This is a genomic window from Mycobacterium sp. 852002-51152_SCH6134967 (assembly GCF_001667105.1).
Classification (GTDB): Bacteria; Actinomycetota; Actinomycetes; order Mycobacteriales; family Mycobacteriaceae; genus Mycobacterium; species Mycobacterium neumannii_A.
Window position 1 is genome coordinate 62771 of record NZ_LZIK01000021.1, and the last position, 26681, is coordinate 89451.

Annotated in this window: 32 protein-coding genes and 1 pseudogene; 5 read left to right on the forward strand and 28 right to left on the reverse strand. The window is 68.5% G+C overall.

What is annotated here, in order from left to right; translation table 11 throughout:
• Positions 1-22 precede the first annotated feature (22 nt).
• Positions 23-658, reverse strand: coding sequence for a histidine phosphatase family protein (locus tag A5790_RS06910; protein WP_066842168.1), 636 nt, complete (start codon positions 656-658; stop codon positions 23-25).
• Complete coding sequence (gene hemL, locus A5790_RS06915) at positions 655-1971, reverse strand: glutamate-1-semialdehyde 2,1-aminomutase (protein ID WP_066842170.1); 1317 nt, start codon at positions 1969-1971, stop codon at positions 655-657. The genes A5790_RS06910 and hemL overlap by 4 nt, the downstream gene beginning before the upstream one ends.
• A gap of 95 nt (positions 1972-2066) precedes the next feature.
• Here hemL and A5790_RS06920 point away from each other — a divergent pair, with 95 nt between their 5' ends.
• Entirely contained in the window at positions 2067-2447 is a 381-nt protein-coding gene (locus tag A5790_RS06920; RefSeq protein WP_066842172.1) for a nitroreductase family deazaflavin-dependent oxidoreductase, read from the forward strand.
• On the opposite strand, the gene A5790_RS06925 is transcribed toward A5790_RS06920, so the two are convergent.
• The 14 genes and pseudogenes from A5790_RS06925 to A5790_RS06990 all read right to left on the reverse strand — a co-directional run bounded on the left by A5790_RS06925 (position 2444) and on the right by A5790_RS06990 (position 13325).
• Complete coding sequence (locus A5790_RS06925; RefSeq protein WP_066842267.1) at positions 2444-3802, reverse strand: cytochrome P450; 1359 nt, start codon at positions 3800-3802, stop codon at positions 2444-2446. The genes A5790_RS06920 and A5790_RS06925 overlap by 4 nt on opposite strands.
• Before the next feature lie 49 nt (positions 3803-3851).
• A pseudogene (locus A5790_RS06930) lies at positions 3852-4332 on the reverse strand (pyridoxamine 5'-phosphate oxidase family protein).
• Between the two features lie 35 nt (positions 4333-4367).
• Positions 4368-4691, reverse strand: a complete 324-nt coding sequence (locus A5790_RS06935; RefSeq protein ID WP_064419912.1) for a hypothetical protein — start codon at positions 4689-4691, stop codon at positions 4368-4370.
• Between the two features lie 44 nt (positions 4692-4735).
• Positions 4736-5428: a TetR/AcrR family transcriptional regulator gene (locus A5790_RS06940; RefSeq protein ID WP_082961615.1), complete on the reverse strand. Its 693-nt coding sequence runs from the start codon at positions 5426-5428 to the stop codon at positions 4736-4738.
• On the reverse strand, positions 5415-6272 hold the full coding sequence (locus A5790_RS06945) for an oxygenase MpaB family protein (RefSeq protein ID WP_066842174.1): 858 nt from the start codon (positions 6270-6272) through the stop codon (positions 5415-5417). Before A5790_RS06945 ends, A5790_RS06940 begins: the two co-directional genes overlap by 14 nt.
• A 117-nt stretch (positions 6273-6389) precedes the next feature.
• Positions 6390-6647, reverse strand: a complete 258-nt coding sequence (locus A5790_RS06950; protein ID WP_066842176.1) for a hypothetical protein — start codon at positions 6645-6647, stop codon at positions 6390-6392.
• Positions 6644-7126, reverse strand: coding sequence for a DUF3093 family protein (locus A5790_RS06955; protein ID WP_066842178.1), 483 nt, complete (start codon positions 7124-7126; stop codon positions 6644-6646). Before A5790_RS06955 ends, A5790_RS06950 begins: the two co-directional genes overlap by 4 nt.
• The gene (locus tag A5790_RS06960; RefSeq protein WP_066842180.1) at positions 7123-7494 is read right to left on the reverse strand and encodes a hypothetical protein; all 372 of its coding nucleotides are present in this window, start codon (positions 7492-7494) and stop codon (positions 7123-7125) included. Before A5790_RS06960 ends, A5790_RS06955 begins: the two co-directional genes overlap by 4 nt.
• Before the next feature lie 20 nt (positions 7495-7514).
• Positions 7515-7967: a hypothetical protein gene (locus A5790_RS06965; protein ID WP_066842182.1), complete on the reverse strand. Its 453-nt coding sequence runs from the start codon at positions 7965-7967 to the stop codon at positions 7515-7517.
• Entirely contained in the window at positions 7964-8944 is a 981-nt protein-coding gene (gene hemB / locus A5790_RS06970) for a porphobilinogen synthase (protein WP_066842183.1), read from the reverse strand. Before hemB ends, A5790_RS06965 begins: the two co-directional genes overlap by 4 nt.
• A gap of 24 nt (positions 8945-8968) precedes the next feature.
• Positions 8969-10627, reverse strand: coding sequence for a bifunctional uroporphyrinogen-III C-methyltransferase/uroporphyrinogen-III synthase (locus A5790_RS06975; RefSeq protein WP_066842184.1), 1659 nt, complete (start codon positions 10625-10627; stop codon positions 8969-8971).
• Between the two features lie 22 nt (positions 10628-10649).
• Positions 10650-11582, reverse strand: a complete 933-nt coding sequence (hemC, locus tag A5790_RS06980) for a hydroxymethylbilane synthase (RefSeq protein WP_064399682.1) — start codon at positions 11580-11582, stop codon at positions 10650-10652.
• A 3-nt stretch (positions 11583-11585) separates the two neighbouring features.
• Positions 11586-12929 carry a glutamyl-tRNA reductase gene (locus A5790_RS06985; protein WP_066842190.1) on the reverse strand — a complete coding sequence of 448 codons (1344 nt, stop codon included), beginning with the start codon at positions 12927-12929 and terminating at the stop codon, positions 11586-11588.
• A 141-nt stretch (positions 12930-13070) separates the two neighbouring features.
• Positions 13071-13325: a glutaredoxin family protein gene (locus A5790_RS06990; protein ID WP_066842192.1), complete on the reverse strand. Its 255-nt coding sequence runs from the start codon at positions 13323-13325 to the stop codon at positions 13071-13073.
• Positions 13326-13445: 120 nt separating this feature from the next.
• Here A5790_RS06990 and A5790_RS06995 point away from each other — a divergent pair, with 120 nt between their 5' ends.
• Both A5790_RS06995 and A5790_RS07000 read left to right on the forward strand, forming a co-directional pair.
• On the forward strand, positions 13446-14255 hold the full coding sequence (locus A5790_RS06995) for an HAD family phosphatase (protein ID WP_231987631.1): 810 nt from the start codon (positions 13446-13448) through the stop codon (positions 14253-14255).
• A gap of 105 nt (positions 14256-14360) precedes the next feature.
• The gene (locus A5790_RS07000; RefSeq protein ID WP_066842194.1) at positions 14361-14888 is read left to right on the forward strand and encodes a MaoC family dehydratase N-terminal domain-containing protein; all 528 of its coding nucleotides are present in this window, start codon (positions 14361-14363) and stop codon (positions 14886-14888) included.
• A gap of 28 nt (positions 14889-14916) precedes the next feature.
• Here the strand turns inward: A5790_RS07000 and A5790_RS07005 are convergent, their stop codons facing one another.
• The 9 genes from A5790_RS07005 to A5790_RS07040 all read right to left on the reverse strand — a co-directional run bounded on the left by A5790_RS07005 (position 14917) and on the right by A5790_RS07040 (position 22694).
• Complete coding sequence (locus A5790_RS07005; RefSeq protein WP_066842196.1) at positions 14917-15984, reverse strand: lysophospholipid acyltransferase family protein; 1068 nt, start codon at positions 15982-15984, stop codon at positions 14917-14919.
• A 37-nt stretch (positions 15985-16021) separates the two neighbouring features.
• Positions 16022-17122 (reverse strand): SDR family oxidoreductase, encoded by a 1101-nt coding sequence (locus A5790_RS07010; protein ID WP_064399688.1) that lies wholly within the window; start codon positions 17120-17122, stop codon positions 16022-16024.
• A gap of 31 nt (positions 17123-17153) precedes the next feature.
• Positions 17154-17255, reverse strand: a complete 102-nt coding sequence (locus A5790_RS25350; RefSeq protein WP_003402602.1) for a 30S ribosomal protein bS22 — start codon at positions 17253-17255, stop codon at positions 17154-17156.
• Positions 17256-17386: 131 nt separating this feature from the next.
• Positions 17387-17647 carry a helix-turn-helix domain-containing protein gene (locus A5790_RS07015; RefSeq protein ID WP_066842197.1) on the reverse strand — a complete coding sequence of 87 codons (261 nt, stop codon included), beginning with the start codon at positions 17645-17647 and terminating at the stop codon, positions 17387-17389.
• Between the two features lie 127 nt (positions 17648-17774).
• A complete protein-coding gene (proC, locus tag A5790_RS07020; protein ID WP_064399689.1) occupies positions 17775-18656 on the reverse strand; it encodes a pyrroline-5-carboxylate reductase in 882 nt (293 codons plus the stop codon).
• A 60-nt stretch (positions 18657-18716) separates the two neighbouring features.
• Positions 18717-19589: a thioesterase family protein gene (locus A5790_RS07025; RefSeq protein WP_064399690.1), complete on the reverse strand. Its 873-nt coding sequence runs from the start codon at positions 19587-19589 to the stop codon at positions 18717-18719.
• Positions 19590-19635: 46 nt separating this feature from the next.
• A complete protein-coding gene (locus A5790_RS07030) occupies positions 19636-20481 on the reverse strand; it encodes a sugar phosphate isomerase/epimerase (protein ID WP_064399691.1) in 846 nt (281 codons plus the stop codon).
• A 15-nt stretch (positions 20482-20496) separates the two neighbouring features.
• A complete protein-coding gene (locus A5790_RS07035; protein WP_066842198.1) occupies positions 20497-21669 on the reverse strand; it encodes a hypothetical protein in 1173 nt (390 codons plus the stop codon).
• A gap of 26 nt (positions 21670-21695) precedes the next feature.
• A complete protein-coding gene (locus A5790_RS07040; protein ID WP_064399693.1) occupies positions 21696-22694 on the reverse strand; it encodes a Ppx/GppA phosphatase family protein in 999 nt (332 codons plus the stop codon).
• A gap of 12 nt (positions 22695-22706) precedes the next feature.
• Here A5790_RS07040 and A5790_RS07045 point away from each other — a divergent pair, with 12 nt between their 5' ends.
• On the forward strand, positions 22707-23504 hold the full coding sequence (locus tag A5790_RS07045; RefSeq protein WP_064419925.1) for a hypothetical protein: 798 nt from the start codon (positions 22707-22709) through the stop codon (positions 23502-23504).
• On the forward strand, positions 23501-23815 hold the full coding sequence (locus A5790_RS07050; protein ID WP_197506119.1) for a YciI family protein: 315 nt from the start codon (positions 23501-23503) through the stop codon (positions 23813-23815). Before A5790_RS07045 ends, A5790_RS07050 begins: the two co-directional genes overlap by 4 nt.
• Positions 23816-23822: 7 nt before the next feature.
• Here the strand turns inward: A5790_RS07050 and regX are convergent, their stop codons facing one another.
• From regX to A5790_RS07065, 3 genes are all read right to left on the reverse strand, one after another.
• Positions 23823-24509: a two-component sensory transduction protein RegX gene (regX, locus tag A5790_RS07055; protein WP_064419926.1), complete on the reverse strand. Its 687-nt coding sequence runs from the start codon at positions 24507-24509 to the stop codon at positions 23823-23825.
• Positions 24506-25690 (reverse strand): cell wall metabolism sensor histidine kinase WalK, encoded by a 1185-nt coding sequence (locus A5790_RS07060; RefSeq protein ID WP_064419927.1) that lies wholly within the window; start codon positions 25688-25690, stop codon positions 24506-24508. The genes regX and A5790_RS07060 overlap by 4 nt, the downstream gene beginning before the upstream one ends.
• Positions 25691-25827: 137 nt before the next feature.
• Positions 25828-26589, reverse strand: a complete 762-nt coding sequence (locus tag A5790_RS07065) for a phosphoglyceromutase (RefSeq protein ID WP_064419928.1) — start codon at positions 26587-26589, stop codon at positions 25828-25830.
• Positions 26590-26681: the final 92 nt, after the last annotated feature.

Here is a 26681-nt window from a genome sequence, read left to right on the forward strand (position 1 = left end):
CGGCTGAGCACCACCCACCGACTCACTGCCCGGCCAACTCCGCGTAACCCCAGCCGACGTAGGTGTCCCCGTGGAAGTAGAACGACGTCACCGACGCCAGGTTGCAAAGCCGCCGGGTCGGGAAGTGGTGCAGCGGTTGACCGGTCATCGACCGGCGCAGCGTTTCCACAGGCAGTTGATGGCTGACGCACACCGCCTCGTGGCCGGCCGCCTTGGCCCGGGCACGATGCACGGCAGCGGTCATCCGCTCGGCGATCTCGTGGTACGGCTCCCCCCACGACGGGATGCGCGGGTTGCGCAGGTGCCACCAGTTGCGCGGGTCGCGCAGCGCGCCGTCGCCCGGCGATACCCGTTGTCCCTGGAAGATGTTCAGCGATTCGATGAGCTCGTCATCGGTGTCGACGGACAGTCCCAGACCCGCCGCGATCGGGGCCGCGGTCTCCTGCGCCCGCTCCAGCGGTGAGGCGACCACGTACACGACGTCGCGCATCGCGAGCCAGTCCGCCACGGCCTGGGCCTGCGCTCGACCCCTCGCGGAGAGGTGGTAGTCGGGAAGTCGACCGTAGAGGATCTTGTCGGGGTTGTGCACTTCACCGTGGCGCATGACGTGCACCACTGTCTTCACGGCCTCGGCGGCCCCGGACGGCTTGTCGGTCATGCCGGTTTGACCGCCTCGGCGGCGGCGCGCGCCGCGCCGGGCAGCGCGGCGGCGATTCGGTCGAATGCCTCGTCATCCAAAGCCGTTGACACGAACCACGTCTCGAAAGCACTCGGCGGCGCATACACACCGGCGTCCAGCAGCGCATGGAAGAAGGCTGGGAACCGCCACGTCTCCGAGGCCCGCGCCGAGGCGAAGTCGGTGACGGGCTGGTCGGTGAAGAACACGCTGAACATGTTTCCGGCCCGCGAAACCGTATGCGCCACACCGGCTTCGGTCAACTCCTGCTCGAGCAGCGCCGTGAGGCGCTCAGCGTTGGCGTCGAGTGTGGCGTACACCGAGTCGTCGGCTGCGCGCAGTGTCGCCAGACCGGCCGCCATCGCGACGGGGTTCCCGGACAAGGTGCCGGCCTGATACACCGGCCCCAGCGGGGCCAGCCGCTCCATCACCTCGGCGCGGCCGCCGAACGCCGCCGCGGGCAGCCCGCCACTCATCACCTTGCCGAAGGTGAGCAGGTCCGCGTCGACGGGATCGAGGCCGTACCAACCGGACCGGCTGACCCGGAAGCCGGTCATCACCTCGTCGACGATCAGCAGGGCGCCGTGGTCGGCCGTGATGCGGCGCAGCGCGGCGTTGAAACCGTCCTGCGGGGCCACCGTGCCCATGTTGCCCGGACTGGCTTCGGTGATCACGCAGGCGATCTCGTCGCCGAACCGAGCGAAGACCTCGTCGACGGCGGCCACGTTGTTGTAGGGCAGCACGATCGTGTCGGCTGCGGCGGCGCCCGTCACACCCGGCGAGGACGGCAGCCCAAGCGTGGCGACACCGGAGCCGGCGTCGGCGAGCAGCGCGTCGCTGTGGCCGTGGTAGCAGCCGGAGAACTTCACGATCTTGGCCCGACCGGTGTAGCCGCGCGCCAGCCGGATCGCACTCATCGTGGACTCGGTGCCGGAGTTCACCAGCCGCAGCCGCTCGACCGGCGCGACCCGGCCGATGATCTCGGCGGCCAATTCCGACTCCGAGGGGGTCGGCGCACCAAAGGACAGGCCGTCGGTCACGACCCGCTGCACCGCGGCGACCACGTCCGGATGCGCATGGCCGAGGATCATCGGGCCCCACGAGCAGACCAGGTCGACGTAGCGGTTGCCGTCGGCGTCGGTCAGCCAGTAACCGTTGGCCGAGGTGATGAACCGAGGGGTGCCGCCGACCGAGGTGAACGCCCGCACGGGTGAGTTCACCCCGCCCGGGATGACGGCCGACGCCTCGGCGAACAACCGCGCCGACACCTCGGTGGTGATCTGGTCAGCACGCATGGCCACCAGTGTCCCAGCCGGGTGCAAACCGTCAACTACAGGGTGTAGTGGGCGCGCGCTTGAGGCGCGGGCGGCTTCCGACTTGGATGGGGGCCATGCAGCTTCCGCAGTGGCTCGCCCGGTTCAACCGCCGGGTCACCAATCCGATCCAGCGGTTGTGGGCGGGGTGGGCTCCGTCGATGGGCATCCTCGAGCACACCGGGCGCAAATCGGGTAGGCCGTACCGGACCCCGCTGACGGTGTTCCCGACCGCTGACGGGGTGGCCGTTCTGCTCACCTACGGCCCGGACCGGGACTGGTTGAAGAACATCACCGCAGCGGGCGGTGGGCGGATGAGAAGGTATGGCCGGACGTTCGGCGTCCGTGACCCCCGGGTGGTGACGAAAGCCGAGGCGGCGCCGTCGGTCACCGGGTGGATGCGGCCCCTGTTCGGGCTGCTGCCGTTCGACCAGGCCGTCTTGCTGACGCGGGTTTAATCGCGCGGTGACAGGCGGGCCCGGATCGGGCCCTTGGCGATGCTGGTGAACGGCACGTCGCACTCGAATGTGCTGTCCAGCGATTCGATCCGGGCGGCCCGCACGATCGTGGCCAGCGCCAGTGTCGTCTCCAGCCGTGCGAAGTGTTCGCCGATGCACGGGCGCCCGCCGGCGAGGAACGGCAGGAACTGCCAGCGCTCGCGGTTCGCGGTGTTCTCGGGGCTGAACCGCTCGGGATCGAAGACCATCGGGTCGGGCCAGAGGGCTGGATCGTGATGCAGTCCGTAGAGCCCGAGCGCCACGAGGGTGCCTGCTTCGACGCGATAACCATCGACCGCGATGTCGCGGGTGGCCAGCCGGGCCACCCCGGCCGCCGGTGGGCACAGCCGGATCGCCTCGTGCAAGACCTGCACGGTGTACGTCAGCCGGGGCACGTCGTCGGGGGTCAGCTCCCGCTCGCCGATGGCTGCGGCCTCCGCGGCGACGCGGTCCTGGATGTCGGGATGACGCCCCAGCGCCCACAGCGAGAAGGTGAGCGCAGTCGAGGTCGTGTCGTGCCCGGCAAGCATGAAGATCAGCAGGTCGTTGGAGATGTCGTCGTCTGAGAGCGGCATCCCGGTCTCGGGATCCCTGGCCGCCATCAGCGCCCGCACGAGCGGGGCGTCGCGCGTCGGGTCGTCGCGACATGCGCGCACCATCTCGTCGGTGATCTCCCTCATCTCGGCGACCGCGCGGCGCGCCCGGCGCCGAGCAGGCGTGGGCAGCCAGCGCGGCGCCCGCACCGGCCGCAGTGCGCGGTCGGCGGTGTAGGAGGACGCGACGTGCATGCAGCGGGCGATCGTGTCGGCGCGCTCGTTGAGGTCGACACCCAGGACCGAATGTCCCAACGACTGCATCGCGACGCGGCGGCACTCGACGTCGAGGTCGAGCTCACCGCCATCGGGCCAGCGGTCGACGAATGCCTGGGCGGCCGCGGACATGTAGCCGCCGAAATTGCGGACGTTCTGCTTGGTGAACACCGGCTGCAGAGCCCGTTTGCGCGGCCGCCACAGCTCGTTGGGCAGCACGAACAGGCTGTCGCCTGCCATGTTGCGGACTTCGTCGTGGTAGATGCATCGCTCAGACGAGCCATCGGGGCGCCCGAGTATGTCGCGCATACCGGCGGGCGACATGACGGCGACGATCGGTTGATACAGCCACTTCGGCGCGACCTGTATGCGCGTGATCGGTCCGCCGGCGTCGCGGATGACGTCCTGGCCGGTGTCGAGCCTGCGGAGAAGTCGGACCAACCGCCAGATCGGCAGCGGGTTCTTCGGCACCAGCGGCAACGCCGAGACGTCGAGCGTGGTGGTCATGTGCAGATCATCGCCCAGGTCGCGGCGGCTCGGCACCGGTACGCGATATTCACGCCGACCAGGTGAGCGGTGCGCCTTCACCTTTCGTCATCACCGTCCCGGGCATGACCCGGATGCGGTACGGCGCCAACCGCAGCGCGGCGAACTGCTCGGAGGTCGGCCCGTCCTGCCACATCGGGATGATCCGAGGGTCGTAGCCCACCGGTGCAGGGGCGGTGGCGAACTTCTCCCACCGCGGCCCTGGTTTCGTCGTCGACGTACCACTCGACCAGACACTCCGCGCTGCACGTGTCGTGATTGGTGGTCCAGTAACTCACCGAGACCTCCGGGTGCACCGCGAGGTGGTTCTTCTTCACCGGAGAGGGCACGGTGGCGATCCAGCCGAGGGGATCGGTCCCGTCCCACTCCCAGAACGGATGCAGGATGCGAGTGCGCGGCCGGCCGTTCGCGTCGACAGTGGCGACCGAGGCCCACACAATCGAGTGGGCCATGTCGATGAACGCCGGCGCGATCTGCTCCAGAGAGGTCACGGTTGCCTAGCGTAGGCACGCGACCGCTCGGACAATCAGGTGCCGCTGCCCTCGGATGCTTCGCTGCCCGCAGATTCCTTGCTGAACTTCGGGTTTCCGTCATCGTCGAGCCAGTCGTTCACCGCGGTACCCGCGACGGCGCCACCGCTGCCCGGCATCTTCGTGGTCGGCCTCTCTTCTTCGTAGGCCTTGTGCATCTCTTTGGCCTTTTCCCGATGCTCGTCGGTCACTTCGGGTTTCTCGGTGGGCGGCGGCGTTTCCTGCTCGCTGGTGACCTGGTGGTGTTCGTCGGTCTCCGGTTCGGCTTTGCGCTGCTCCTCGATGAACCCTTCGTTCTCCTGGCCTTGTTCGCTGGTCATGGACCATGACTGCCCGGAGAGCCGAAATACGAAACGCAGTTCGCCTAACCGGTGGGCACGGTTCGCAAAGCGGTGGGCAGGCTGGGAAGGAAGTGTTTGCGAGCGAAAGCGCGGATGTCGTCGGCGGACTCCAGAGGCTGGGAGCTGGGCAGCAGCAACACCATCACCGCATACCGCAGGATCGTGTCGGCCAATTCCTCGACGGCCTCCTCGCCGATCCGCTCGGCGAATCCAGCGGGGAAGATCACCCGCAACGCTGCGGCCATCCGGGTGATCGCGGCGTCGTAGTGCGTGCGGGCCAGTTCGAGCAGCAGCGCGGGATCGTCGGTCAGTATCCGGTACAGCACGCGGTGGCGACGGAACTTCAGGATCGACAGGGTGAACGCCTCGACGTAATAGTTCGATTGCGGCCCAACCCGTTTGACCTCTTCGGCGATGTCGGCGAACAGCGCGATGTTCTCGCGTTCGATCACCGCGGCCACGAGCTCGTCGCGGTTGGCGAACCGGCGGTAGATCGTGGTCCGGCTGACGCCTGCGCGCCGGGCGACGTCGTCGAGTGCGACCCGCCGGAAGCCGTGCCGCTCGAACTCGATGACGGCGGCGTCCAGGATGGCTTCCGTCGCGGGCGACGAATCAGGCCCCGTCGCGGACGACGAATCAAGCCCCGTCGCGGGCGACGAATCAGGCCCCGTCGCGGGCGACGAATCGGGCCCGTTGGCCGGGTCAGGCCCGGGCATAACCCTTTTGGGCGTAGCTGTTGTAGCGCCAACTCATGGGCAGACGATCCCACACCCAGTTGACCGGGCGCGACCGCCACAGCGCCGCGAACCGTTGGTAGCGGCGCTCTTGGCGTTCACTCCACGGCAGTTGCAGCAGCTCGCGCGCGCGGGGCGGCAGGCCGCCGGTGGTCAGGAACGCCGCGAGCGGATTGAACACCGGCGCGATCGGCTTCCACGCCCACGCGGGGACACCCTTGGGGCGCGGGAAACCCTTCGTGACGTAGCCGACGCCGTAGACCGCGGTCTTGTGTGCGACGACGATCTCGTCGAGCATGCGGTCCCAGTACCGTTCGAACTCGTCGTAGGTGGCGGGCATCGGCCGGTCGCTCACACCGTAGCGGCGGTACCACGTCTTGGACTCGAGGTAGATCTGCTCCTTCTCCTCGCGGCTCAGCCGCTTGACGAAGGTGTCGGCGAAGTACAGCACCTGTTCGACGAACGTCGCGTGCGCCCAGAAGTAGGTCTCCGGATCCAGGGCGTGGTACCGGGCGCCGTCGGGCATCTTGCCCTTGATGTCGGTGTGGAAGTCGCGCACCTGGGCGCCCGGGTGGTCCTCATCGGAGCCGTAGACCGTGTTGAAGATCGGCGGCAGCGAGCGCTTGACCCGCGCGGCGGTGTCGTCGAAGAACACCGAGTGGTCGAGCACGCCCTGGCCGAGTTCGGCCAGCATGTTCTGCAGCACCGCGGGGCGCGGCCCGATCAGGTACATCCGGTTGTCCCCGAAGTAGCGCCACACCAGCGACTGCGGGCCCAGCGGCAGCGCATCGTCGACGGGCCTGTCTGTCTCCACCAATTCGGTCATGTGACACAGTGTTACAAATTTTGCACTTTGTACCAAGCGGCTGTGAGCGGCCTCTCACTTCCCCGCGAGCGACCTGTTTTGCACGGGATCGCTCGGCGTGTCACCGGGCAAACGCGGTCACTCGCGGGGCGAAGAAGCAGCGCGCCGATCGCGGCGCCAATGCGCGATGGCCAGCACCACGAACACTCCGGCAACCGCCGCCAGCAGCAGCGCGAGCCCCATCATCGGCGCGCTGTACTCGACCGAGGTTGTCTGCGGTTCGCCTTCGAGCACCGGCGCGACCGCGACCGTCGTCTTGGCCGCAAGCCAGCTCAGCACGCTGCCCACCGCGGCGGCGACGGCCAGCACCAGCTCGAGCGCTGCGCGGACCGTCATGCCGGCGGAATGCGCTCTTCGACGAGCTGGGTCAACGTCTGCCGCAGCGTTTGATGCTTACGGGCCCAAGCCTGCGCGGTGCGGTCATTGGTCATCTTCAGCCCGATACCGGTGCGGCCGCGCGGCACACCGGTGAGCTCGCCCAGCGCCCGCGCCGACTGCCATTTCGGCGACTCGGAACCGGTGGCATCGGGATAGACGCGGACGATCTCGTCGGTACTGATGCGCTCGGTGCCCTGCCGCAGCGTCTCGGGTGTCAACTCGACCGAGGTGTGGATACGGGCGGCCTTGACCTGTATCGCGAGGAAGCCGCTGACCAGCACCAGGAACATCCCGGGAACCACCCACTGGAACCCGTAGCCGGCTGACGCCTGGATCAGTCCCATCGCGATCGCCGCACCGGGGCCGGCGGCCAACCACCACCAACTGGCGCCCTGCTCGTAGAACAAAACCTGCGGCGCGGTCTGCTTGTCGGTCACGTCGCTTCCTCTTGCGCGTTCGCGCTGGGCCGGGTGATCAGGACGGCGCCCGCGAGCAGGGGCAGCACCGCGAGCACCGTCACGATGTGCACGACGCCGCGCATCGCGAGCAGCACCACGAACACGACGACGGTCAGCGCCAACGCGACGCCGGCGCGGCGGAACCGGACATCACCCGCGCGGCTGCGGCCCGCGAGGAACGCCATTCCCGCGCCGGCGACGGCGGTGAGGACCCCCGCGCCGCGAAACAGCGGCGGCAGATTGACCGAGGCGGCGATCAGCCCGCCCAGCATCAACATCACCGCGGCGACGATCCAGCACCAGAAGGCGGCGGTGACGACGCGGGCTCGCGGCGCAGGAGCGGTCATGGTCGGGTCAGCCTATCGGGTCACCGCGTGAAGTAGTCGTTGGCGTCTTTACGGTGCAGCAGGTACACACCGCCCACGATCAGCACCGAGCCGAGGATGGCGGTGACGGCGTAGGCGAGCGCGGCCGCCGGCGGCCGCTCCTCGCCGAACAGGCTGCTCACGGCGTACACGACCGCCGCGACACCTGCGCCGGTCAGCACGGTGCGGGCCCACCGGTAACCCTGGCGCATCAGGAATTGAAACGTCAGCGCCACGGCACCGACGATCACGATGAACACCGCCGAGAGGGCCAGCACCGGTGCGGGCAGACCGTCGGCGCGTTCGCTGACCAGCAGGTCGACGACCTGGCCGACGACCATCAAGACGACCGCGACCACCCAGAGCCAGAAGCCGGTGTCGACGTCGTCCGGGCGGCCACCCGACTCGGGCTGCTGGCCGGCCTCATCCGGTCGGCCCTGCGGTTCGGGATTCACGCCAGCCAACCGGCGACGTCGGCCGCCCAGTACGTCAGCACGATGTCTGCCCCGGCCCGCCGGATGCTGGTCAGCGTCTCCAGAGCCACCGTCTGCAAATCGATCCAGCCGTTGGCGGCTGCGGCGCTGATCATCGAGTACTCACCGGAGACCTGGTAGGCGGCCACGGGAACCGGCGACAGGTCGGCGGCCGCGCGCACCACGTCGAGGTAGCCCATCGCGGGCTTGACCATGACGATGTCGGCGCCTTCGTCGATGTCGAGTTCCACCTCGTGCAACGCCTCGCGCGCGTTGCCCGGATTCTGTTGGTACGTGCGACGATCGCCGCGCAGGCTCGATCCCACCGCTTCCCGGAACGGCCCGTAGAAACCCGAGGCGAACTTCGCGGCGTACGCCAGGATGACGGTGTCGGTGTGCCCGGCGGCGTCCAGCCCGTCGCGGATCGCAGCGACCTGGCCGTCCATCATTCCGCTCGGTCCGACCACGTGTGCCCCTGAATCCGCTTGCGCCACAGCGAGTTCCACGTAGCGCTTGTTGGTCAGGTCATTATCGACCCTGCCCGACGCGTCCACGACTCCGCAGTGGCCGTGGTCGGTGAACTCATCGAGGCAGGTGTCGGCCATCAGCACGGTGTCGTCGCCGAGGTCACTGGCCAGGTCGCGCAGGGCGACGTTGAGGATGCCGTCTTCGGCGACGCCGACGGAGCCGGTGGGATCCTTGTCCGCGTCGCGCGGCACGCCGAACAGCATCAGGCCACCCACACCGGCGGCGACCGCATCGGCCGCGGCGCGGCGCAGCGAGTCGCGGGTGTGTTGGACGACGCCGGGCATCGACGAGATCCGACGTGGCTCGTCGATACCGTCGGCGACGAACATCGGCAGCACGAGTTGCCGTGGCTCCAAGGTGGTTTCGGCGACGAGTCGCCGCAGCGCCGGAGTCGTGCGCAGCCTGCGGGGGCGATGCCTAGGAAAGCCCATGCAAACCCACCTTCGGTGTTGCGGTCAGCGGCGGCGGCTCTTCTTACGCGGCGGCGGCAGTGCGCCCTCGGCCCGCAGCCGGGCGGCGTGCTCGGCGAGCGCCTCCACCAGCGGTCCGACCGCGGCCACCTCGGGCTGCACATCGACGCGCAGACCGAATTCCGCTGCGGTCTCGGCAGTCTTGGGCCCGATGCACGCGACGATGGTGCGCGCGTGCGGCTTGCCCGCGATACCGACCAGGTTGCGCACCGTGGAGCTCGAGGTGAAGCAGACCGCGTCGAAACCACCGGTCTTGATCATCTCGCGGGTGTGCGCAGGCGGCGGCGCGGCGCGCACCGTGCGGTACGCCGTGACGTCCTCGATCTCCCAGCCGCGCTCACGCAGACCCTCGGCCAGCGTCTCGGTGGCGATGTCGGCGCGCGGCAGCAGCACGCGGTTCACCGGGTCGAAAACGTCGTCGTACGGCGGGAATTCGTCGAGCAGGCCGAGCGACGATTGCTCACCCGCCGGAACCAGCTCGGGATTGATGCCGAACGCCCGCACCCGGTCTGCTGTGGCCTGGCCGACGCAGGCGATCCTCACACCCGAGAACGCCCGGGCGTCGAGACCGAACTCGTTGAACTTCTCCCACACCGCACGCACCGCGTTGGTGGAGGTGAACACCACCCACTGGAACCGGCCGTCGACCAGTCCCTTGACCGCGCGCTCCATCTGAGCGGGGCTGCGCGGCGGCTCGACGGCGATGGTGGGGACCTCGATCGGCAGCGCGCCGTGGCCCACCAACTTCTCGCTCATCTCACCGGCCTGGTCCTTGGTGCGGGGCACCAGCACGGTCCAGCCGTACAGGGCGCGGCTCTCCCACCAGTTCAGCTTGGCGCGGTTGGCCACGGTCTTGCCGATGGTCACCACGAGCGGTCCGGCCAACGGACCGGCCGGCTCGGAGCCCGCCAGGGTGGCCTTGTCCAGCAGCCCGGCCAGCGTCGTCTCGACCGAACGCTGCTGGCAGGTGGTGCCGTTGGCGGTGACCACCAGTGGCGTGGTGTCGGTCAGCCCGTATTCGATCAGCGTGCGCGCCGCATCGGGCAGATGCGACGCCGTCGCGTGCAGAATCAGCGGGCCGGGCGCGGCGGCCAATGCGGCCCAGTCGACGTCGGGGTCGCGGACGTCGGCGACGGTGTGCGCCGATCCCAGCGGCAGGCCGGCGTAGGTGGGCACCGCGGTGGTGTCCGGCAGGCCCGGCACGATCTCGAAGTTCAGGTGCGACTTCGCCAACGCCGACACCTCGGTGATCACGGCGTCCACCGACAGCGGATCGCCCGCCACCAGCCGGACCACGTCGACCCCGGTGCGGGCCTCGGTGATCAGCGTCTTGGCCACCTCGGCCGGATCGCCGACGGCCGACCGGATATCCGGTCCGCCCGGCAGGGTCGGTGCTTCCTTAGCCGAGGTTTCGCCGTTGTCGGCGGCCTCAGCCGGCTCGGGCCCCGACGGGGGCGGCAGTTGGCAACCCACCAGGGCCAGTACCGCTTCGGGCACCTCGGGATCGGTGAACACCAAGGCAGCGTTGGCGAGCACCGTGTGGGCCCGCGTCGTCAGCAGTCCCGGGTCGCCAGGACCCGAGCCGACGAACGTGATGCGGCCCGGCTTCGGCTTGCGCCCCCGCCCGCTGGTCTGGCCTGTCATCTCAGTCACTCCGCTCTACAGCTCAGTTGGCGTCCGCCATGAGTTCGCGCGCCCCGAGGTCGAACAGCTCCTCGGCCACCGAGAGCCCCAGCTCCCGGGCCCGGTCGGTCGTGCCGACGCCGGACGCGCGGATCACGTCGGATCCGTCCAGTGCCGCCACGCAGCCGCGCAGCGACACCTCTTCGAAGACGTTGCCGTCCTCATCGATGGACTCGACCACCTCAGCGATCGCGCCCACCGGTGCGTGACAACCCGCCTCCAGTCGGGCGAGCAGGGCCCGTTCAGCGGTGACCGCGGCGCGTGTGTCGGCGTCGTCCAACTCCGCCAGCAGCGCAGCGAGCTCGGTGTCGCCTGCGCGGCACTCGACCGCGAGCGCACCTTGAGCCGGCGCTGGCAACATCTGCACCGGCTCGAGAGTCTCGGTGACATCGGCCAGTCGCCCGATGCGGGCCAGTCCCGCCCGTGCGACTACGATGCCGTCGAGATCACCGTTGCTAACCCTGTTCAACCTGGTATCCAGGTTGCCTCTTAGGGGGCGGATTTCCAAACCGAGACCCAGTGCTCTAAGCTGTGCCGCCCTGCGCGGGCTCGATGTGCCGATCAAAGAACCCGGCGGCAACTCCCCGAGCACCAGCCCATCGCGTGCCACCAGGGCGTCCCTGGGGTCTTCGCGGGGGGGACTCGCGGCGATGACGAAGCGGGCGTCAGCCGCGGTAGGCAGATCCTTGAAGGAGTGCACGGCGGCGTCCACCCGGCCGTCGTGGATGGCTTCGCGCAGGGCCGCGGTGAACACGCCAACGCCGATCTCGGCGATCGGGCCCTGGTTGCGGTCGCCCTCGGTTGAGATGGGGACGAGCTCGGCCGCATGTCCGTTCGCGATGAGCGCGTCTCGGACCGTACCGGCCTGAGTGGTCGCCAGGAGACTGGCGCGAGTGCCTATCCGAATTACAGTCAAGCGTTACTCGGCCTTATCGAGATCTGGTGCGATCAAAGGCAATTCGGGCCCGGCGACGGCGTCGACGGCCTGCTGGTCGAGCTCGAAGAGCTCGCGCAGCGCCTCAGCGTAGCTGTCTCCGCCCGGCGCGCTCGCCAGCTGCTTGACGCGCACGGTCGGCGCGTGCAGGAGTTTGTCAACGACCCGTCGCACCGTCTTGGCGACCTCGTCGCGGTGGATGGCGTCCAGGCCCGGCAGGCGGTGGTCCAGCCTCAGCAGCTCGGCCTCGACCACGTCGGCGGCGCGCTGGCGCAGCGCGGTGACGGTCGGGGTGACCTCGGCCATCCGCTGCCCGGCCAGGTAGTTGGCGACCTCGGCGGCGACGATCGCGCGGGCGGCTTCGGCGTCGGACGCCGCGGCGCGGGCCGCCGGTTCGCGCTGGATGCGCTCCATGTCGACGACGTAGACGCCGGGCAGACCGGCCACGGCGGGGTCGACGTCACGGGGCATGCCGAGATCGCAGATGACCAGCTGCTTGGGCTCTTGACCGTGCGCGAGGCCGCGGTGCACGTCGGCCAGTGAGACCACCGGGCGCACCGCTCCCGTGCAGCAGACCACCACATCGGCATCGGTCAGCAGCGGCGGCAGGTGATCGAACGGGAAGGCGTGCGCGTCGACGCCCAGTTCCCGGACGTTGGCGGCGAGCCGTTTGGCCCGCGGCTGGCTGCGGTTCACGACGTGGATGCGCTCGACGCCCGCGCGGGTCAGGTGTTTGGCGGCCAGCGAGCCCATCGAACCCGCCCCGATGACCACCGCGGTGCGGCCGGCCAGCGAGCCGAGCTTGGATTCGGCGGTGCACAGCGCGACGGACACCACCGACGCGCCCGCGGCGTCGATGCCGGTCTCGGTATGCACCCGCTTGCCGACGGCCAGCGCGCGCTGCGAGAGCTCGTGCAGGGTGCGTCCGACGGTGTGGTTGGCCTCGGCGGCGGCGTACGCGCGGCGCACCTGGCCGAGCACCTGCTGTTCTCCGACGACGGCGGAATCCAGGCCCGAGGCCACCGCGAACAGGTGCTCGACGGCCGCTTCGGCGTACCGCACATACGCGTATTTGGTCAGGTCGTTGAGGCTCATGCCGGAGTGCTCGGAAAGCACCTGGCCGATCACCGACAGCCCGCCGTGGAACGCGTCGACGACGGCGTAGATCTCCACGCGATTGCAGGTCGACAGCACCATGGCCTCGGTGACGAGGGAGGACTGCAGCACCTGGTCGACGATCTTGGCCTGATCGGACTCGTCGGTGCTCAGCTGCTCGAGCACCGACACCGGCGCACTGCGGTGCGAAACCCCGAAAAGCAGCACGCTCACGGCTTCATCACCACGTCATCCAAGGTAGTCGTTGAACAGTTAGCTCACCAAATTCCCCACCATTATCGCCGAAATTGCGTTCCAGCAGCCAAATCACGATTGGAGGCCTGCTGGAACGCAATTTCGCGCGGAAACGGACGGTCACTTCGCCAGGTCGGCCCGAAGGCGGGGCTCGTCGATCTCCCAGTAGCTGTGCTCGCTGCCGTCGAGCAGAACGACCGGGAGCCGGTCGCCGTACTCCGCGCGCAGCCCGGAATGACCCGCGGCCGCGGCGGCGTCGACATCGGTGACGGTCAGCGTGAAGCCCAGTTCGTCGGCCAGCGCCGCGAGCTGGGCCGCCGCCGCCGTGCAGATCGTGCAACCGTCGCGCGTCAGCAACTCCACCCGGTGCTCCACCTCGCCAGTATCTCCACCTGCGTGACTTAGGGTTGATCTGTGTCTCGAAACGGCGACCGCGAAGCTGCTGAACAGCAACTTGCGGGTGAGGCCAGCGCAGAGGCGGCCGTCACCGACCTCATGGCCGAAGCCGCCACGGCGCCACCCGCACCGCCCCCGGACCTGACCGCGGCGGCGTTCTTCGACGTCGACAACACCCTCGTGCACGGCTCGTCGCTGCTGCACTTCGCCCGCGGCCTGGCCGCCCGCAAGTACTTCACCTACGGCGATATCGCGCGCTTCGTGTACGCACAGGCGAAGTTCCAGCTGACCGGCCGCGAGAACAGCGAGGATGTGGCCGCGGGCCGTCGTAAGGCGCTCGCCTTCATCGAGGGGCGCTCGACGGCCGAGCTGATGGCGGTCGGTGAGGAGATCTACGACGAGATCATCGCCGACAAGATCTGGCCGGGCACCCGCGCGCTCGCGCAGATGCACCTCGATGCCGGACAGCAGGTGTGGCTGGTCACCGCGACCCCGTACGAACTGGCCGCGACCATCGCCAAGCGGCTGGGCCTGACCGGGGCGCTGGGCACCGTCGCCGAATCCATCGACGGGGTGTTCACCGGGCGGCTGGTCGGCGACATTCTGCACGGCACGGGCAAGGCGCACGCGGTGCGCTCGCTGGCCATCCGCGAAGGCCTCAACCTGCGCCGCTGCACGGCCTACTCGGACAGCTTCAACGACGTGCCGATGCTCTCCCTGGTGGGTACGGCGGTGGCGATCAACCCCGACGCCGATCTGCGCGACCTGGCCCGTGAGCGGGGGTGGGAGATCCGCGACTTCCGCACCGCCCGCAAGGCCGCGCGCATCGGTGTGCCGTCGGCGCTGGCGCTCGGCGCGGCCGGAGGGGCGCTGGCTGCGGTGGTCTCCCGCCGCCAGGAGGGCCGCTGACGAGCCGCTCTGGTCGCGGCGGTGGCCCAGACCCGCTGATAGGCTCGCGCCGCTGACTCCGACGAGGAGAGACGGCAGCGCGCGCACCCGAGGAGCAGTTCAGGTATGGCAATCGCAGAGAACATCATCGGAACGCACTACCGGTATCCCGATTACTTCGAGGTCGGCCGGGAGAAGATCCGTGAGTTCGCACAGGCGGTCAAGGACGAGCACCCCGCGCATTTCACCGAAGAGGCCGCCGCCGAGTACGGCTACGACTCGCTGATCGCACCGCTGACCTTCCTCGCCGTCGCCGGTCGGCGCGTTCAGCTGGAGATCTTCAACCAGTTCGACGTGCCGATCAACATGGAGCGGGTCCTGCACCGCGACCAGAAGATCACGTTCCACCGCCCGATCCTGGCCGGCGACAAGCTGTTCTTCGACTCCTACCTCGATTCGGTCACCGAATCGCACGGCGCCATCGTCACCGAGGTGCGCGGCGAGGTGACCGACGCCGACGGCAACCCCATCCTGACGAGCGTCGTCACGGTCATGGGCGAGGCGCAGTCGGACACCGAAGCCGACGAGGTGAGCCAGCGCATTGCGGCCGCACGCGACGAGGCAATCGCGAAAATGATTGCCAAGCAAAAGTAATTCGTAGAGCTAGCGGCTTTTCGCGCGCTCAGCCGAAGAACGTGTTCCGGCGCTGGGTGAGCAGTTGGTACAGCGTCTGCTGGATGGTCTCGCGCACCTGATCGGTGAGTTCGAAGGTGACCATCGGATCGTCGGCGGCCGACTCGTCGTAATCCGCGGTCTCGATCGGTTCGCCGAACTGGATGTGCCATTTCGACGGCAGCGGCACCATGCCCGCCGGACCCGCCAGCGGGAACAACGGGGTGATCGGGAAGTACGGCAGGCCGAGCAACCGGGCCAGCAGCTTGACGTCGGCGATCATCGGATAGATCTCCTCCGACCCGACGATCGAGCACGGCACGATGGGCGCCTTGGTGCGCAGCGCCGCCGACACGAAACCGCCGCGACCGAATCGCTGCAGCTTGTAGCGGTCTTTGAAGTGCTTGCCCAGGCCCTTGTAGCCCTCGGGGAACACCGCGGTCAGCTCACCCGCGGCCAGCAGCCGATGCGCGTCGGCGGTGCAGGCCATGGTGTGGCCGGCCTTGCGGGCGGCCTGACCGACCACCGGCAGGTCGAACACCATGTCGGCGGCGAGCAGGCGCAGGTCGCGCTGGGCAGGGTGGTGGTCATGCACCGCCACCGACGTCATCAGCCCATCGAACGGCAGCACGCCGGCGTGGTTGGCGACCACGAGCGCGGCGCCGGTTTCGGGCAGATGCTCGATCCCGCTGACCTCGACGCGGAACCACGACTTGAAGAAGACTCTCAGCAAAGGCAGAAAGATTGCGTTGTTGAGGTGGGCATCGAACCCGAACTCGTCGACGGTGTACTCACCCGTCATCCGCTTGCGCACGAACTCGCCGACCGAGGCGATCTGCTTGGCCAGTTCGGTGGGCGTCTGGTCGACCGGCGGTGCGCCCGCGACGCCTCCGCGGTGCTCGTCGAACTCGCGGACGACGGCGGCGATCTCCTCGGCGGAGGCCCCGGCTACCGGATCCGACAGCTGCGAGGGATGTCGGCGCGAGCCCTGCGCTCGTGCGGCATTACGCCGCTGAGCCGCTGCACGGCCCGAATTGCCATGCAGCGGAATGACTTTCGCCTTGGACTCACCCGCCACGGTCGTTTCCTTCTCCCCACCCGATTAGTTGATGCGCCTAGCGCCCCCACCGTTGCGCCGCGGCAACGGCGCGACTCTCCATTGAGCGTACCCACCGCGGGTCGACGATCGGAGTCAATCCGCGACCTCGGACGTAATCGTCGAAGGCCTCCACCGTCGTCCACTTCGGGTTATAGCCGAGATCGTTGCGCATCCGCGATGTGTCCATCACTCTGCCATAACTGAGGTAGTTCAGCTGCTCACGATCCAGTTCAGTGTAACGAGTCGCGCGCCTCAGCGAATCCACCGCCGCCAGCGCCGATCGCGGCACGGGCAACGCGATCCGGCCGGCCCGCCGGATCGCCTGGCTCATCATCACGATCCCGGACGCGCCGACGTTGTAGGTGCCCGCCTTGCCCGCCATCGTCGCGCGCTCGAGCGCCCCGAGCGCATCCTGCTCGTGCAGCAGCTGGAGCCGAGCGTCGTGTCCGATGACCGTCGGCACCACCGGGCCGGCGAGGTAGCGCGACAGCGCGGTGTCCATACCCGGCCCGATCATGTTGGCCAACCGCAGGATGGTCACCGCGATGTCGGGCCGACGACGCCCCAGTCCACGCGCATAGCCCTCGATGTCGATGCTGTCGCGGGCGAAGCCCTCCCCCGGTGGCCGTCGCGCGCTGGTGTCCTCGGTGAACATCACCGGGTCGCGCGAGGTCGAGCCGTACACCTCCGACGTGGACTTGAGCACCACTCGCTGCACCGACGGCGCCTTCTGGCAGGCCGCGAACAGCTGGATCGCGCCCATCACGTTGAGTTCCTTGAGCGTCGCGCGGCCCCCGGAGCGGGGTGCGTAGGACGCCGCCGCGGCGTGCACCACGGTGTCGACGTCGCCGTTGCGGATGACCTTCGCGATGAAGGGGTTGCGGATGTCGGCGCGGACGAACTCCGCGCGCCCCATCCGCCGCAGAAGGTCCTTGCTCGGAGTGATCGCGTCGACGGCGATCACATGGTTGATCAACGGGTTCTGCGCCAGCCTGGCCGTCAGGTAGCCGCCGAGGAACCGGCACGCCCCGGTGACCAGCACGACCTTCGGATACTGCACGGCGTCGCGTGGGTCAGCTCCGTTGACGTCTCCATTGGCACGACCCTCGGAATCCATGTCCGGTGAGCCTAGCGACGGCGGGCGGCGATTACTTGCCGAGTTTTCTGCGCTGGACTCGGGTGCGACGAAGCAGCTTGCGGTGCTTCTTCTTCGACATGCGCTTGCGCCGCTTCTTGATGACTGAACCCATGAACTCCGCTACCTACGCCTTACCTGCCCGATGAGCATCGTTGACTGACCCGGCCACTTTACCGGGCTGTGCAGGTAACCGCGAAACGCGCCCAACGGCCGGCGACGGTGTCGCCGGGAACGCGGAGGAGATCAGCCTGCGTCGAAGTACGAGCTCTCCAACATGTCGTGAACAGCCTTCGCATGCACGCGGAACGAGCGGCCGACCCGGACGGCAGGCAGCTCGCCGTTGTGCACCAGCCGGTACACCGTCATCTTGCTGACCCGCATCAGGCTCGCCACCTCGGCGACGGTGAGGAATTGCGCCCGTGGCTGTTGACCGTCGGATCCGGAGTCCCGAGCCGACTTCCCACTGGCCGAATCCCGCGGGGATGGCCCGTTCATAGACGTCATCGCAACCCAATCATTCAGGCACGGGCAGTTCCAGCGGCTTCCCCACCGCTGGCACCGACCCGTGCTTACACGAGGAGAATAGCGTGGCAGATGGTGTTACTGCGACGGGTGTGGGTAATTTAAAGAATTACTCAGATGTAATTCCGAGCTGCTCAGAGCGCTTTTTCGCGGCCTCGACCGCCCTGGCAACGGCCGCCCGCAGGCCACCCCTCTCGAGTTCGCGCAGACCGGCCGCGGTGGTGCCGCCCGGCGAGGTGACCGTCGCGCGCAGTTGAGCGGGCGTGGTGTCCATTCCGGCACCCGACGGGCCGCCGGCGGCACCTCCCGCGGACGCGTTCCGGTCGAGGCGATCCAGCAACATCGCGGCCGACCCCGCCATGGTCTGTGCGACGAGGTCGGTGGCCGCCGATCGCGAGAGCCCGGCGTCGACGCCGGCGTCGATGAGCGCCTCGACCATCAGGAAGAAATAGGCCGGCCCCGACCCGGAGATCGCGGTGACCGCGTCGAGTTGGGACTCGGGCACCGTGAGCACCCCGCCGACCGCGTCGAAGATCGCCGAGACCTCCTTCATCTGTTCGGGGGTGGCGAAGCGACCGGCCGACAGCGCGCTCACTCCCCCACCGACGACCATCGGCGCGTTGGGCATGACGCGGATCACCGGCGCGCCGGCGGGCAGCTTGTTCTCGTAGTACTCGGTGGTGACGCCGGCCGCGACCGTCACGAAAACCTGTTCGGCCGTGTCACTTTCGGCATTGGTCGCCGCATCGACGATCTCGTCGACGAGCCCGGCCACGTCGGCCGGTTTGACGGCCACGATCACATAGCTCGCGTGGTCCACCGCGTTGGCCACCGTCGTCACCAGCACCGAATAGGTGTCGGCCAGGTACTGGGCCCGGTCCGAATCCTTCTCCGCCACCGCCAGGTCCTTGACCTGCCGTCCGGCCCGCAGCAGCCCGGACAGCAGTGCCTCACCGATACTTCCACCGCCGACGATCGCGATTCTGGCCATGCCGGAAGCATTGCAGACGGTCGGGCACCGCGTGTGCGGCCACCCTCCGCGGCTTGCCGCCTATCCCTGCGGAACCATCGCGAGTTGGCGGGTCTGCACGACGATGTGGCCCTCGCAGTCGACGACGATGTGGTCCTCGTCGAACCAGTCCTGGCCGATCTGCACGGTCGTGCAGAGCACGCGCAACCACCCGTCGGCCGGCCTGCTGCGCAGGTACGCCGTCAGCTGGACGGTGGGCGCCCAACCGAACCGGTTGACGCCGAACGTCACAGGAGCCGACACGTCGCCGCACAGCAGGGCGAAAAGCACGTCCGGGGCGACACCCTTGGGCCGCACCCAGTACTCGATCACCGGCGGGCCGCCGTCGGACCGCGGTTCCATCGTGGTCAGCGAGGGCCGGATGTCGCAGCCGCGCGCGAGGTGCACGATGTCGGCCATCGGGTGGCCCTCACCGATCGGCTCGAGACCGGGCGGCGGATCCGGTTGCATCAACGGGATCACGGGATTGACCGAGAGCAGCGGCGTCACATGATGTTCCGGCTCGCCGAGCGTGATCGCGGCCCGCACAGCTGTACGGTCGCCTTGTCTGAGTTCGACGTCGATCAGGCTGACGCGACGCCCGCGTTTGCGCACGGTTGTGACCACCTGCATCGGGCCGGGGTCGGGCGCCCACAGGAAGTTTCCCGAGACCGCGATCGGTTCCACGCCACCACTCGCCTGCTCCCCCGGTTCGTCCCCTGCGCTGCGCGCGTGGGCCGATCCTTCCAGCCCCCTGGAATGCTCCGTCCGCGCGGCGTTCGCGCACAGCGCGAGCATCGCTCCGCCGTGCACCTTCGGCCCGATCGTCCAATGTTCGTTCAGCTCACCGTGATACACGCCGTCACCGGCGTGGGTGAGCGCCATGGCGTCGGTGAACAGGGTGGAGCCGGCCATCTGGTGAATCCTTCTGGAAGCGAGTTGGGAACGAGGTCAGGGTGTGTCAGCGAAGCAGGTGCCTGCGCGCGAACTGCAACGACTCGACCAGTAGCGCTTCGCGTTCGGCGGCGGTGCGCGCACCCGATGTGGTCACCTCAAGGATCACATGGCCGTTGAAGTCGCTTGCGGCCAGCATCTCGCACACCTCCACCGTCGGCTGAGTACCGCGGCCGGGCACCAGATGCTCGTCGGTCGAGGCGCCGCTGCCGTCGCACAGGTGCAGGTGCACCAACCCCTCGCCCATGCGGCGCGCCATCTCGAGTGCGTCGGAGCCGGCGGTCGCGGTATGGGACAGGTCGAGCGTGTAGTGGGCGTGGTCGCCGTCGAGCGGATCGTAGGACGGCGCGAATGCCGAGATGCCCGGGCCGGGCCTGCCACCGCGTTTGCGCATGCGCTCGATCGAGGTCTGACCCGCCCCGAAGAAGCGGTCGGCGCGGAACGGGAACATGTTCTCGACGGCGACCATCACCTCGCTGGACTCCTCGAGCTCGGCCACCTGGTCGGAGAAGCCCTCGGCGTAGCGGCGCTGCCAGCGGAACGGCGGATGCACGACGACGGTCTGGGCGCCCAGTTGCTCGGCGGCGCGCACGCTGCGTTCGAGTTTCGGAATCGGGTTCGCACCCCACACGCGCTGGGAGATCAACAGGCACGGTGCGTGCACCGAGAGCACGGGCATTTCGTAACGCTTCGACAGCTGCTCGATGGCGTCGACATCTTGGCTGACCGTCTCGGCCCACACCATGAGCTCGACCCCGTCGTAGCCGAGCTTGGCTGCGTATTCGAAGGCCGCCTCGGTTCTCAGCGGGTAGACCGAGGCCGTCGACAGACCGACCTTAATGGCTGGACGCACGGGTGATGGGGCGCCTCAAGCCGCCTGCATCAGTGCCAGCGGCCCGAATGTCACCATCGCGCCGACCGCGACGGCGATCAGTGTGCTGCCGATGTCCTCGGTCTTGCGGACCACGCGCACGCCGACCACCAGGCCCAGGATCACCAGCACGCCCAGTACCAGCGCGACGATGCTGTTCCACTTCCACAGCTGGTCGAAGGCGATGAACAGCCCGGCGCCGAACGCGACCGCGACCACGCACTGCCCGACGACCATCGCCCCGCGCAGGAACGACGACATCGCACCCGAACGCGGGACGTCTTCCTCGTCGAGGTCGACGTCGGCCGGGCTCAGGCCGTTGTTCGGCCGGGCGACATCGTCGTCGACGTCGGGACCGCCGAACAGCGCGTCGTCGGGAGAACGCAGGTAGGACGGCCTGTCGTCGCGCTCATCGTCGTGCTCGGGCTCGGCCACGGCGACCGCCGCGTCGGCGGCCTCGTCCCCGTCGGCGTCCGGATCGGTCCAGTCGATCGGATCCGGGCTCATCTCCTCGGCGCCGACCTGGGCATCGCTGGGTTCTGCCGGTGCGCTGCGACCGAGCATGCCGAAGCGCCGGCGCGCGAAGGTCGAGCGCCGCGGCGGGGCGAAGAAGTCGAGGTCCTCGTCGGCGTCGCGCTGCTCGATGTGGGTCTGGTAGTCGGAGTCGGCGTAGTCGTTGTCCTCGTCCGCGCCGGCCGCGGCGCCGGCCTCGTCCTCGAGGGCCTCGGAGTCGACGTCGGAAGTTTCGGTGTCGGAGGCCTCGAGAGGCTCGTCTTCGGGGACCTCGAGGGCTTCCTCCTCGACCGTCTCCTCGGTGTGGTCGACGGCGCCGTTGGCGGCAGCGGCCTCGGCAGTCTCGGCAGTCTCGGCGGGGGCGGCCTCAGCAGCCTCGGTGGCGGGTTCGGCGTCCACGGCCTCGGCGGGTGCGACGGGCTCGGGTTCGGCGGGGGCCTCGACCGTCGCGGCGGCCGAACGCCCCGTGGCGGGTGCGTCGTCGTCACGGATGATCGGGATCTCACCGGTCAGTTCGGCGACGGTCACGGAGTCGGCGCCGCGGCGACGACGGCGCCGCCCGCCGACCGGCGGGGCACCGATCGTGCCGTTGCGCGCCAGCAACTCCGCGACCGAGATGGGTCGCGTGTTGCTGTGGTCGTCTTCTGGTCCTGTCATCGTGTGTTGCCTTCGGGCCTCGTCATCTATCGTCCAGCATTACGCACAAACGTCTGTACTGAGGCCGGATTGTGGGTACCGCCGGCGAGACCACTGCCATCGGCTTCGCTGTCGAGTCTCCGCAGAATCAGCCCCTCCCGCAACGCCCAGGGGCAGATGTCGACGCTCTCGACACCGAGGGCATTCATGCTCGCCTCGGCGACCAACGCTCCGGCCACGATCTGTGGCGCCCGATCGGCACTCACCCCTTCCAGTTCGGCACGGTCAGCCGCGGTCATCCTAGAGATGAAATTTATGAGCTGCCTTAAGCCGGTGGCGGTCAGCGTCCGTTTGACCCGCGGGCCCGCCCCCGAGGGCGCCGCGCCGGTCAGCCTGGCCAGCGACCGGAACGTCTTCGACGATGCGACCGCCAGGTCGGGAGCGCCGGCCTTGAGCATCTCTGCGCCGGCGTCGGCCAGCTCGGTGGCCAGCCAGTCGCGCAGCATCGCCACCCGCCGCCTGCCCGGCGGATCGTCGGGGAGCCACTCGCGGGTGAGCCGGCCCGCCCCGAGCGGAAGCGACAGCGCAACCTCCGGCTCCTCGTCCACGCCGTTGGACAGTTCGAGCGAGCCGCCGCCGATGTCGATGTTGATGATCCGTCCGGCGCTCCATCCGTACCACCGTCGCACCGCAAGAAACGTCAGCCGCGACTCGTCGACGCCTGCGAGCACGCGCAGCGCCACCCCCGTCTCGGCGAGAATCCGGGCCAGCAGTTCTTCGGAGTTCTTCGCGTCGCGCACCGCGGAGGTGGCGAACGCCATCAGCTCCGCGCAGCCGGAACTCGTGGCGATCTTGGCGAATTCGTCGATGGTGCCGATCAGCTTGTCGGCGCCTCTGCGGGTGATCTTGCCGTCGCTGTCGATGGCCTCGGCGAGGCGCAGCGAGGCCTTGGTCGAACTCATCGGCGTCGGGTGCCCACCGCGTCGCGCGTCCACCACGAGAAGGTGAACGGTATTGCTGCCCACGTCGAGCACGCCTAATCGCACTCATCCAACTTAATGGGTCTACCGTTGAGAATCGTGACTGCACCGCACCCCGGAGAGGTCGAACTCGATTTCGCCCGTGAGTGGGTCGAGTTCTACGACCCCGACAATCCCGAGCACTTGATCGCCGCCGATCTGACGTGGCTGCTCTCGCGGTGGACCTGCGTGTTCGGTACCCCGGCGTGCAAGGGCACGGTGGAGGGACGCCCGGATGACGGGTGTTGTTCGCACGGGGCGTTCATGTCCGACGACGACGACATCGCACGCCTCGACGACGCGGTGAAGACGCTGACCGACGAGGACTGGCAGTTCCGCGAGAAGGGGCTCGGCAAGAAGGGCTACCTCGAGATGGACTCCTACGACGACAAGCCCAACCTGCGTACCCGGAAGTACAAGGGCGCCTGCATCTTCCTCAACCGGCCCGGTTTCGCAGGCGGTATCGGATGCGCACTGCACAGCAAGGCGCTCAAGCTCGGCGTCGAACCGCTGACCATGAAACCCGACGTGTGCTGGCAGCTGCCGATCCGTCGCACGCAGGAGTGGGTGGAGCGGCCCGACGGGACCGAGATCCTCAAGACGTGGATCACCGAGTACGACCGTCGCGGCTGGGGCGAAGGCGGCGCCGACCTGCACTGGTACTGCACCGGCGATCCGAACGCACACGTCGGCAGCAGGCAGGTTTGGGAGTCCTACGGCCCCGAGCTCACCGAACTGCTCGGCGAGAAGGCGTACGCGGAGCTCGCGGCGATGTGCAAGCGGCGCAGCGGATTAGGGCTCATCGCCGTGCACCCCGCCACCCGGCTGGCCGGATGACCGATACTTCGGGGGCCGCATCGCTGTTCCTGTTCCGGCTGATCCCGCCCCGAGCGGATTTCGCTCAGACCATGACGCCCGTCGAGCAGCAGGCGATGGCGGCGCATCAGGAGTACTGGGAGAGACTGTTGGCGCAGGGCCGAGTCGTCGTCTACGGCCCGGTCGCCGATCCCGAAGGCGTATGGGGACTGGGCGTGCTGCGCGCCGCCGATCGCGCCGAGGTGCTCGCGATCGCCGAGCGCGACCCCTCGGTCACCGCCGGTGTCAACACGTTCGACGTCTCCGAGATCATGGGCGGCACTACCGGTTAGACCGGCGTCAGCCCTCGAGTTTGTAGCCCAGGCCGCGGACGGTGACCAGATGCACGGGGTTGGCCGGATCGGCCTCGATCTTGGACCGCAACCGCTTCACATGGACGTCAAGGGTTTTGGTGTCGCCGACGTAATCGGCACCCCACACGCGGTCGATGAGCTGGCCGCGGGTCAACACCCGGCCGCTGTTGCGCATCAGGTACTCGAGCAGGTCGAACTCCTTGAGCGGCATCGTGACCGGCTGTCCGTTCACCGAGACCACATGGCGCTCGACGTCCATTCGGACGGGCCCGGCCTCGAGCACGCCGTCACCGATCCCGGGGTCATCGTTCTCGGCGCCGCGCCGCAACACCGCGCGGATACGAGCGATCAGCTCGCGGGCCGAGTAAGGCTTGGTGACGTAGTCGTCGGCGCCGAGTTCGAGCCCGACGACCTTGTCGATCTCGCTGTCGCGGGCGGTCACCATGATAACCGGAACGCTTGAGCGCGAACGCAATTGACGACACACATCCGTACCGCTCATGCCGGGCAGCATCAGGTCGAGCAGCACGATGTCGGCGCCGGAGCGCTCGAACTCGGCCAAGGCCGCGGGCCCGTCGGTGACGACGGTGGCCTCGAAGCCCTCTTTGCGAAGAAGAAAGGCCAGGGGATCAGCCAAGGACTCCTCGTCCTCCACGATCAGCACACTGGTCATTGGTTTCGCTGGTCCTCTCGTTCGTCCGATTCGTGATCGGGATAGGCCGGAATCGACAGGGTGAACGTCGATCCCGTTCCCGGCTGACTCCACAGCCGGATGCTTCCGTTGTGGTTGGCCGCCACGTGTTTGACGATGGCCAACCCGAGCCCGGTGCCGCCGGTGGCCCGGGACCGCGCCTTGTCGACGCGGAAGAATCGCTCGAAGACCCGTTCCTGGTCCTCGCGGGCGATGCCGATACCGCGGTCGGTGACGGCGATCTCGATGTTGTCCCCGCGCCGCCTGCGGCTGATCGACACCGACGACCCGTGCGGTGAGTACGCGATCGCGTTGGAGACCAGGTTCGCGATCGCGGTGACCAGCAGGGCTTGGTCTCCGAGGGCGCGGAAACCGGTCGGCGCGTCGGTGGTGATCTTGATGTCTGCATTGTCGGCGGGCACCTTGTGCCGCGACAGCGCCTCGGACACCACGGTGTCGACGTCGACGGCCGCGAGGTCGGGCAGGCGCTCGGCGCCCTGTAACCGCGACAGCTCGATCAGCTCGCCGATCATGTTGGCCAGCCGGTTGGACTCGGCGACCATCCGCTCGGCGAATCGGCGCACGGTCTCAGGATCGTCGGCCGATGCGAGCAGCGCCTCGGCCAGCAGCCCCATCGCCCCGACCGGCGTTTTCAGCTCGTGGCTGACGTTGGCGACGAAGTCCCTGCGGGTGGCTTCCATGCGGGCGTATTCGGAGTGGTCGTCGACGTAGACGACGGCGAAGCGGCGGTCCTGGTCGGTCAGCAGCTGGACGTGTCCGCGCACCGACAGGCCGGATCGGCCGGGGTTGACGCGCTTGTGTGCCGTGAGGTCGACATCGCCGGGCTGGCCGGTGGCCAGAGTGCGCTCGGCGGCCCGCCAGGCCCGCTCGTCGAGCAGCCGGTCGCGAACCAGTCCCAGCTCGCGGGCCCGGTCGTTGGCGTAGACGACGTCACGGAAGTGGTCGACCACCACGATTCCCGTGGGTGCCCGCGATGCGATGTGGGAGAGCATCTGTGAGACCGTGACCCCGGTCTGCGCGGTGGTGCGACGCTGTCTGCGATCGGTGAGGCGGGGGCTCAATCGCGCCCCGAGCGCGATACCGGCTCCCAGAGCGAGCAGTGCGACCACCGCTGCCAGCAGCAGTGCCCAAACGACACTCACGCCGAAATCGTACGCACCCGGTGAACGTCATCCCAGCAGCGTGCGGCCAAAACGGGACAACTCACATACCGAAACACCGAAATTCGGACTCCGGACCCCCGCTGTTCACCGTCCGTTCGCCTGGGACGGCTGACGGACTACTTGGCGCCCTGTGAGGCGACGGCTGCCGCGCCGGCGGCGGCGGCCTCGGGATCCAGATACGTGCCGCCGATGATCCTCGGCTTCAGATCGGAGTCCAGGTCGTAGCGCAACGGGATGCCGGTCGGGATGTTGAGGCCGACGACGTCCTCGTCGGACATCCCGTCGAGGTGCTTGACCAGGGCGCGCAGCGAGTTGCCGTGCGCGGCGATCAGCACGGTCTTACCCGCGCGCAGGTCCGGTTCGATCGTCGAGGTGTAGTACGGCACGAACCGCTCGACGACGTCCTTGAGGCATTCGGTGCGCGGCGGACCGTCGGGCAGGTCGGCGTAGCGGGGGTCGCCGTCCTCGCTGTAGGTGCTGCCCGGCTCGATCGGTGGCGGCGGGGTGTCGTAGCTGCGCCGCCACGCCATGAACTGCTCGTCTCCGTAGCGCTCCTTGGTCTCGGCCTTGTTCAGACCCTGCAGCGCGCCGTAGTGGCGCTCGTTGAGGCGCCAGTCGCGGTGCACCGGGATCCAGTGCCGGTCGGCCTTGTCCAGGGCCAGATTCGCGGTGGTGATCGCGCGGCGCAGCAGCGAGGTGTAGACCACGTCGGGTTGGCGATCGAGTTCTTTTATCAGCTCGCCGGCACGGACCGCTTCGGCGCGGCCCTTCTCGGTGAGGTCGACGTCGACCCAGCCGGTGAACAGGTTCTTCTCGTTCCAGTCGCTCTGGCCGTGGCGGAGCAGGATCAGCGTGCAGTCACCCCGGGAATCAGACATGGCACAATCCTCTCACGGCAGACGGATCGCCCACCCCCCGCACCGAGGCCGACGAAATGGTCGAATCCCGTCGAAAAAACCCGCCAAAACGT